Below are 8,274 nucleotides of genomic sequence, written 5' to 3'. Positions count from 1 at the left end.
ACCGGTCGCGGACGGCGGCGAGCAGGTCGGCGGGGGCGGGCAGCGGCCCGTCCGCGCGGCGCTGGGCGGGCACGGACGAGGAGGAGGGCACCGCGGACAGCGTCGGGGACGGCAGCCGCTCCTGCCAGCAGCCGGTGAGCGCCGCCCGCACCAGCGGATTGCGCCGGGTGCTCGCCACGGTCCACTCGGCGACCGTGTCGAGCCCGCCCTCCTTCAACGCCCGGTCGACGCCCGTCAGATAGGCGTCCGCCTCGCGCCGCACCAGGGCGCGGGCCAGGCCCTCCTTGCTGCCGAACTCGTTGTAGAGGGTCTGCCGGGAGACCCCGGCGACCGCCGCCACGTCGACCATCCGCACCCCGGACCAGGGGCGCCGCGCCAGCGCCGTATAGGCCGCGTCCAGTAGGGATTCCCGCGCTGCAGGCATCGTCGCCTCCCCGGGCCGCCGTGTGCGTACGGCTCGTTTCGCCAGAGTTGACGGGCTTGTCCGCACTGTCAAGAGTCCGGGCACGCCCGCCGGAACAGGCCCTGTAGCAGCGGACCGACCCCGATCGATACTGTTCACTCATGCCCGACTACCACGATGATCTGCGCCTCGCCCACGTCCTCGCGGACGCCGCCGACGCCACCACGATGGACCGGTTCAAGGCGCTCGACCTGAAGGTGGAGACCAAGCCGGACATGACGCCGGTGAGCGAGGCGGACAAGGGCGCCGAGGAGCTGATCCGCAATCACCTCCAGCGGGCGCGGCCGCGCGACGCGATCCTCGGCGAGGAGTACGGCGTGGAGGGCACGGGCCCGCGCCGCTGGGTCATCGACCCGATCGACGGCACCAAGAACTACGTACGCGGCGTCCCCGTCTGGGCCACGCTCATCTCCCTCATGGAAGCGACCGAGGGCGGCTACCAGCCGGTTGTCGGGGTGGTCTCCGCGCCCGCGCTCGGCCGGCGCTGGTGGGCAGCCAAGGGCGCGGGCGCGTTCACGGGCCGCAGCCTGACCTCCGCGTCCCGGCTGCACGTCTCGAACGTCAGCCGGGTCTCCGACGCCTCCTTCGCGTACTCGTCGCTGACGGGCTGGGAGGAGCAGGGCCGGCTCGACGGGTTCCTGGACCTGACCCGGGCGGTGTGGCGCACCCGCGGCTACGGCGACTTCTGGCCGTACATGATGGTCGCCGAGGGCTCGATCGACCTCGCCGCCGAGCCGGAGCTCTCCCTGTGGGACATGGCGGCGCCCGCGATCGTGGTGACCGAGGCGGGCGGCTCCTTCACCGGCCTCGACGGACGGCCGGGCCCGCACAGCGGCAACGCGGCGGCGTCGAACGGACTGCTCCACGACGAGCTGCTGGGCTACCTCAACCAGCGCTGACCTGGGGCGTGGCCGGAGCCCGTACGGTCTTCGGGCGCCCCTGAACTCGCTCCACGCGCCCCCTTGTTGGCACTCCCTTTACCTGCGACTCTGAGAGTCCCCCCACTTGTGAACTTGTGAACCGATTCCCGTACTCGAACCGGCCCCACGAGTGACCCCACAGGAAGGTGGCTCCTTCATGCTCGTCCGTGACGCCATGAGCACGATGGTCCTCACCATCGGCCCCACCCACACCCTGCGCCAGGCGGCCAGGCTGATGTCCACGCGCCGCGTCGGAGCAGCAGTCGTCCTCGACCCGGACGGCTCCGGCATCGGCATCCTGACCGAGCGCGACATCCTCAACTCGGTGGGACTGAACCAGAATCCGGACCACGAGACGGCCGACACCCACACCACCACCGACGTCGTGTTCGCCTCTCCGGCGTGGACCCTGGAGGACGCGGCGGAGGCGATGGCGCACGGCGGCTTCCGGCACCTCATCGTGCTCGACGGCCAGGAGCCGGTCGGCATCGTCTCGGTCCGCGACATCATCGGCTGCTGGGCACCGTCCAAGCAGCACGCCTCACCCCTGACGGTCTAGGCACCCGCCCCAGGCAACGACAAGGAGGGGCGGCTCCCTGGGGAGCCGCCCCTCCTGCCTCACAGCGGGTGCCGGGACGATCGGCCGCGAAGGGCCGTGACCGTGGCGGCCGTCGTCCGACGCCCGCCGCGGTCACCCGGACCGCACGGCCTCAGCCGCACGGCCTCAGACGAGGTCGAACCGGTCCAGGTCCATGACCTTGGCCCACGCCGCGACGAAGTCCTTCACGAACTTCTCCTTGGCGTCGTCGCTCGCGTAGACCTCGGCGAGCGCGCGGAGCTCGGAGTTCGAGCCGAAGACCAGGTCGGCACGGGTGCCGGTCCACTTGACCGCACCGCTCGCGTCGCGGCCCTCGAACTCGTCCTGCGCCGAGGACGTCGACTTCCACGTCGTCGCCATGTCGAGCAGGTTGACGTAGAAGTCGTTGGTCAGCGTGCCCGGCCGGTCGGTGAGGACGCCGTGCTTCGACTCGGCGGTGTTGGCACCGAGGACCCGCAGGCCGCCGACGAGGACGGTCAGCTCGGGGGCGCTCAGCGTCAGCAGGTTCGCCTTGTCGAGCAGCAGGTACTCGGCCGGCAGGCGGTTGCCCTTGCCCACATAGTTGCGGAAGCCGTCGGAGGCCGGCTCGAGCGCGGCGAACGAGTCGACGTCCGTCTGCTCCTGCGCGGCGTCCACGCGGCCCGGCGAGAAGGGCACCTGGACGTCGAAGCCGCCGTCCTTGGCCGCCTTCTCGACGGCGGCGGAGCCCGCGAGCACGATCAGGTCGGCCAGCGAGACCTGCTTGCCGCCCTGGGAGTTGAAGGACTCCTGGATGCCCTCAAGCGTACGCAGCACCTGCGCGAGCTCGTCCGGGTTGTTGACCTCCCAGTTACGCTGCGGCTCCAGACGGATGCGGGCACCGTTGGCGCCGCCCCGCTTGTCGCTGCCGCGGAACGAGGAGGCCGAGGCCCAGGCGGCCGAGACCAGCTGCGCGACCGTGAGGTCCGAGGCGAGGACCTGCTCCTTGAGGGAGGCGATGTCCGCGGCGTCGACGACCTCACCGGTGCGCGCCGGCAGCGGGTCCTGCCACAGCAGCTCCTCGGAGGGGACCTCCGGGCCGAGGTAGCGGACGACCGGACCCATGTCACGGTGCGTCAGCTTGTACCAGGCGCGGGCGAACGCGTCCGCGAACTCCTCGGGGTTCTCGTGGAAGCGCCGCGAGATCGGCTCGTAGATCGGGTCGAAGCGCAGCGAGAGGTCCGTGGTGAGCATCGTCGGAAGCTGCTTCTTCGACGTGTCGTGCGCGTCCGGGATGGTCGCCTCGGCATCCTTCGCGACCCACTGGTTGGCGCCGGCGGGGCTCTGGGTCAGCTCCCACTCGAAGCCGAAGAGGTTCGAGAAGAACTCGTTGCCCCACTGGGTCGGGGTGCTGGTCCAGGTCACCTCCAGACCACTGGTGATGGCGTCGCCGCCCTTGCCCGTGCCGTGGCTGTTCGCCCAGCCGAGGCCCTGCTGCTCGATCGGGGCGGCCTCGGGGTCGGCGCCGACGGCGTCCGCCGGGCCGTTGCCGTGGGTCTTGCCGAAGGTGTGGCCACCGGCGATGAGGGCGACGGTCTCCTCGTCGTTCATCGCCATGCGCGCGAACGTCTCACGGATGTCGCGGGCCGCGGCGATCGGGTCCGGGTTCCCGTTGGGGCCCTCGGGGTTGACGTAGATGAGGCCCATCTGCACGGCGCCGAGCGGGTTCTCCAGCTCGCGGTCGCCGGTGTAGCGCTCGTCGCCGAGCCAGGTCGTCTCGGGGCCCCAGTAGACGTCCTCCTCCGACTCCCACACGTCGGGGCGGCCGCCGGCGAAGCCGAAGGTCTTGAAGCCCATCGTCTCCAGCGCGACGTTGCCGGTGAGGATCAGCAGGTCGGCCCAGGAGATCGACTGGCCGTACTTCTGCTTGACGGGCCACAGCAGACGGCGGGCCTTGTCCAGGTTGCCGTTGTCCGGCCAGCTGTTGAGCGGCGCGAAGCGCTGCTGCCCGGCGCCGGCGCCACCGCGGCCGTCGCTGATGCGGTACGTGCCGGCGCTGTGCCAGGCCATACGGATCATGAGCGGGCCGTAGTTGCCGAAGTCGGCGGGCCACCAGTCCTGCGAGGTGGTCAGCACCTCGGCGATGTCCCGCTTCACGGCAGCCAGGTCGAGGCCGTTGAACGCCTCGGCGTAGTCGAAGTCCTCACCCAGCGGGTTCGCCACCGCCGGGTTCTTGGCGAGGATCTTCAGGTTGAGCCGCTCCGGCCACCACTGGGTGTTCCCGCCGCCCTGGGTCGGGTGCTTGGCACGCCCGTGCGCGACCGGGCAGCCCCCCGTCTCCTCCGCCTTCGGGTCGGCGACGATCGCATCATGATTCTCGGTCATGGGGGCCCTTCCGGAGTGTCCTGTCCCTTGGCTTCAAGCCGAGGTTGATCCTACAATGGACAATGTCTAAGTCAAGCAAGACTCCAAAGTCACACCCGTTCGGGATCTAGTCCCCTTGCTGTTAGGCTGGTTTTATGAGTGACCTTCTGGAGCGACTGCGCGGACGCGGCTGGCGCATGACCGCGCAGCGGCGCGTCGTGGCCGAGGTCCTCGACGGCGACCACGTCCACCTGACGGCCGACGAGGTCCACGCCCGCGCGGTCGACAGGCTGCCCGAGATCTCCAGGGCCACCGTCTACAACACCCTGGGCGAGATGGTGTCGCTCGGCGAGGTCATCGAGGTGGCCACGGACAAGCGCGCGAAGCGGTACGACCCGAACGCGCACCGTCCGCACCAGCACCTGGTCTGCGCCCAGTGCGGCCAGATCCGCGACGTCCACCCGACGGGCAACCCGCTGACGACCCTCCCCGACTCGGAGCGCTTCGGCTTCACGATCTCGGGCGTGGAGGTCACGTACCGGGGCGTCTGCCCGACCTGCGCGACGGCACAGGCATAGATCCTTCCTTACGAAAAGGCCCGCACCTTTTGGTGCGGGCCTTTTCGATGCGCCCCGAAAGCGGCGCATCGAAAGCGGCGCGGGGAACGGCGCGAGCAACCGCGACGGGCGGCACCCGGCAACGAACCCCACGAGGCACGCACCCCTTCCGCAATCTGACGACCCGTCATATTCTCGCGGGCGCCCACCAGAACCCACCGCACCCCCGGAGGGCCCCGTGCACGCCAAACTCCGCGCCACCGACCTCACCCGCACCTTCGGCACCACCCACGCCCTCGGCCCCCTCGACCTCACGATCGCCCCTGGCGAGTTCGTCTGCGTCGTGGGCCCCTCGGGCTGCGGGAAGTCCACGCTCCTGCGCATCACCGCCGGCCTCACCCGCCCCTCCACCGGCACCCTGGAGATCCGCACCGCCGACCCCCGCCCGGCCGCCATGATCTTCCAGGACTACGGCATCTACGACTGGAAGACGGTCCTGGCCAACGTCCGCTTCGGCCTCGACATCCAGAAGGTGCCGCGCCGCGAGGCCAACGCCCGGGCGCGCGACTGGCTGACCCGCATGGGGCTCGCGGACTTCGCGGACGCCTACCCCTCCGCCCTCTCCGGTGGCATGCGCCAACGCGTCGCGATCGCACGGGCGTTGGCGGTGGAGCCCGAGATCCTCCTCATGGACGAGCCCTTCGCCGCCCTCGACGCCCAGCTCCGCACGATCCTCCAGGACGAACTCCTCGCCCTCACCCAGACCACCCGCACCACCACTCTCTTCATCACGCACAGCCTGGAGGAGGCGATCGTCCTCGGCGACCGCGTCCTGGTGATGTCGGCCCGCCCCGGCCGGGTGATCGCCGAGCACCGCCCGCCGTTCTCCCGCCCACGCACCGGAGACATCCGCGACACCCCGGAATTCACCGCGCTCAAGGGCGAGTTGTGGGACCTCCTGCGCGGCGAGGTGCATCAGGACCGGGCGGTCGCGGCATGACGACGACCACCCCCGCCAAGCAGAGCGACGACATCCTGGTCCGCTCCCCCGGGCCCCAGGAACTGCACCCCACCCGCACCCGCCGCAGGCGCCGCGCCCTCGAACTCAGCCTCGCGATCGCGGTCCCGCTGGCCCTGATCCTGCTCTGGCAGCTGGCGGCCACCCAGTCCTGGATCGACGACCGCGTCTACCCGGCGCCCTCCACGATCCTCGCCGACGGCTGGGACCGGGCCGCCGACGGCGACCTGTGGCCGGACGTCTGGGCCACCCTCAAACGCGTCCTGTCGGGCTATGCGATCGGCACGCTCGCGGGCTACCTCCTCGGTCTCCTCATGGGCTCGATATCCCTGATACGCGCAGCACTCGAACCCCTCCTGGACGCCCTCTACGTCGTCCCGAAACTCGCCCTGCTCCCCGTCTTCCTGAACATGTTCGGCCTCGGCGAAGGCCCCCAGGTGGCACTGGTCGCGGCCACCGTCTTCTTCTTCGTATGGATCTCAACGATGGCAGCGGTCCTCTCGGTTCCCGCCGGCCACCGCGACGCGGGCCAGGTCTTCGGCGCCTCCCCCTGGCAGATGTTCCGCCACGTCCTGCTCCCGGCCTCGCTGCCCGCCGTCCTCGTGGGCGCACGCATCGCGGCGGGCGTCGCGGTCCTCGTGATCGTCGCCTCGGAACAGATCGCCGCGGCGAACGGACTCGGCCACCTCATCTTCGACGCCCGCGCCCTCTTCCAGAACGACGTCATGTTCGTCGGCATCGTCTGCGTGGCCGTACTCGGCGTCGTCTTCTCCGAACTGGTGCGGCTCGCGGGCCGGTTGCTCACCCCGTGGGCGCCGCGCGACCGCGGCCGCAGCCAGTCCTGAACCCTGACTCCCGCACTCCTTCGCTCGTCCTCGTACGGAGGCTCCATGCGCACGCGAAACATCGGCACCACCCTGCTCGTGACCGGCGCCCTGCTCATCGGCACCGCGGCCTGCGCCAAGAACGACACCCCGTCCGGCACCGCCGCGAAACCACGCACGATCAAGGCGGTCGACGGCTGCGGAAAGGGCAGCTGGACGGACCCGTCGGACCTCGCCAAGGACCGCGAACCCGCTCGCTGCGACAAGGGCGCCCCCGCCCCCGTCAGACTCGCCGAGCCCCGCAAGCTGACGATCGCGACGGGCACGCTCGCCGCCGAGTACGTGGCGCCGCTCGAAATGGCCGTCAAGAAGGGCGAGTTCAAGAAGGAGGGCCTGGATGTGACGCTGAAGCTCCTGCCCACCCCGGACGCCCTCCCCCTGCTCGGCAAGGGCGAGATCGACGCCCAGTGGGCCGCGCCCGAGGCCGCGGTCATGAACGGCATCCTCGGCGGCTTCGACATCAAGTGGGTCGCGGGGAACTTCTCCCCCGACCCGAAGTCCAAGAGCGGCCTGTGGGTGCGCCTCAAGGACGGCCAGAGCGCGTCCCGCGTCGACATGGCCGGACAGAAGATGGGCACGATGATCGGCAAGGGGTCCGTCATCTCGTACCCCATGAGCACGACGCTGAAGAAGCACGGCGGCGGCCTCGACAAGATCCAGTTCCAGCAGCTCGGTTCGGCCGACGTGCTGACCGCGCTGCAGAACGGCGGCGTCGACTCGGCCTGGCTGCTCGACCCGATCTGGCGCAAGCTCGACGGCGACAAGCGCTTCGCGTTCCTCGGCGGCCAGCCGGAGGGCGAACCGCTCGGCGGCCTCCTGTTCGGCCCGAACCTCCTCAACAAGGACCCGGACGCGGGCGTCGCCTTCCTGCGCGCCTACATCCGCACCGTGAACACGTACTTCGCGGGCGACTACAAGAAGGATCCCGCGTTCGTCACGGAGCTGGCCGACCTTCTGAAGACGGACAAGACCGTCCTGGAGTCGACCCCGTCGCTGCGCATGGACTGGGAGATCCGCTCCGGCACGACGGACCGGCTGCAACAGGCGTACAAGGCGGCCGGCGTCGCGAAGGGCGATCCGCTGCCGGAGTCGAAGACGGTCGACAGGCGCCTGTACGAGGAGGCGGTGGGTCACAAACCCTGAGCGTCACCGGATACGCCTGAGGCCCGGAACCTATTGGTTCCGGGCCTCAGACCTTGAGTAGCGGGGACAGGATTTGAACCTGCGACCTCTGGGTTATGAGCCCAGCGAGCTACCGAGCTGCTCCACCCCGCGCCGTTGTGTTCACAACCCTACGGCACCTCCCCCGACCAGCGCAAATCCCTTCCCCGGCCACCCCCAGAGGCCTTGCGGCCCTAGGCGGACAGCTCCTCGCGCAGGGCGTCCCGCAGCCGGCCGGCCCGCTCCGCGACCTCGGCGGGGCCCAGTTCCACGGCCCGGCACGCCCATCTCTGGCCCTCGACCAGATCACCGCGCCGCGCGCACAGCAGGGCGAGCCTGAGCGCGGCCCGG

At 70.4% G+C, this 8,274-nt stretch carries 8 protein-coding genes and 1 tRNA gene; 6 read left to right on the top strand and 3 right to left on the bottom strand.

The genetic code is table 11. The features are described from left to right. Positions 1-424 (bottom strand): helix-turn-helix domain-containing protein (locus tag G3I40_RS35020; protein WP_164558880.1); only part of this gene is annotated, 424 nt, incomplete at its 3' end. 140 nt (positions 425-564) lie between these two features. Here G3I40_RS35020 and hisN point away from each other — a divergent pair. Both hisN and G3I40_RS35010 read left to right on the top strand, forming a co-directional pair. Continuing rightward, the gene (hisN, locus tag G3I40_RS35015) at positions 565-1,362 is read left to right on the top strand and encodes a histidinol-phosphatase (RefSeq protein ID WP_164558879.1); all 798 of its coding nucleotides are present in this window, start codon (positions 565-567) and stop codon (positions 1,360-1,362) included. Positions 1,363-1,540: 178 nt separating this feature from the next. Next, positions 1,541-1,942, top strand: a complete 402-nt coding sequence (locus G3I40_RS35010) for a CBS domain-containing protein (protein ID WP_164558878.1) — start codon at positions 1,541-1,543, stop codon at positions 1,940-1,942. A 165-nt stretch (positions 1,943-2,107) separates the two neighbouring features. Here G3I40_RS35010 and katG read toward each other — a convergent pair whose 3' ends face one another. Beyond that, positions 2,108-4,324, bottom strand: coding sequence for a catalase/peroxidase HPI (gene katG, locus G3I40_RS35005; protein ID WP_164558877.1), 2,217 nt, complete (start codon positions 4,322-4,324; stop codon positions 2,108-2,110). Positions 4,325-4,458: 134 nt separating this feature from the next. Here katG and G3I40_RS35000 point away from each other — a divergent pair, with 134 nt between their 5' ends. From G3I40_RS35000 to G3I40_RS34985, 4 genes are all read left to right on the top strand, one after another. Then, positions 4,459-4,881 carry a Fur family transcriptional regulator gene (locus tag G3I40_RS35000; RefSeq protein WP_164558876.1) on the top strand — a complete coding sequence of 141 codons (423 nt, stop codon included), beginning with the start codon at positions 4,459-4,461 and terminating at the stop codon, positions 4,879-4,881. Between the two features lie 217 nt (positions 4,882-5,098). Continuing rightward, positions 5,099-5,860: an ABC transporter ATP-binding protein gene (locus tag G3I40_RS34995; RefSeq protein ID WP_164558875.1), complete on the top strand. Its 762-nt coding sequence runs from the start codon at positions 5,099-5,101 to the stop codon at positions 5,858-5,860. Then, a complete protein-coding gene (locus tag G3I40_RS34990; protein WP_164558874.1) occupies positions 5,857-6,723 on the top strand; it encodes an ABC transporter permease in 867 nt (288 codons plus the stop codon). The genes G3I40_RS34995 and G3I40_RS34990 overlap by 4 nt, the downstream gene beginning before the upstream one ends. A gap of 45 nt (positions 6,724-6,768) precedes the next feature. Then, entirely contained in the window at positions 6,769-7,905 is a 1,137-nt protein-coding gene (locus tag G3I40_RS34985; RefSeq protein ID WP_164558873.1) for an ABC transporter substrate-binding protein, read from the top strand. Positions 7,906-7,963: 58 nt separating this feature from the next. Here the strand turns inward: G3I40_RS34985 and G3I40_RS34980 are convergent. Then, positions 7,964-8,037: transfer RNA gene (locus tag G3I40_RS34980), tRNA-Met, on the bottom strand. Positions 8,038-8,274: the final 237 nt, after the last annotated feature.

It is taken from the genome of Streptomyces sp. SID14478 (assembly GCF_010548525.1).
Classification (GTDB): Bacteria; Actinomycetota; Actinomycetes; order Streptomycetales; family Streptomycetaceae; genus Streptomyces.
This window is presented reverse-complemented; position numbering and strand designations above follow the sequence as displayed.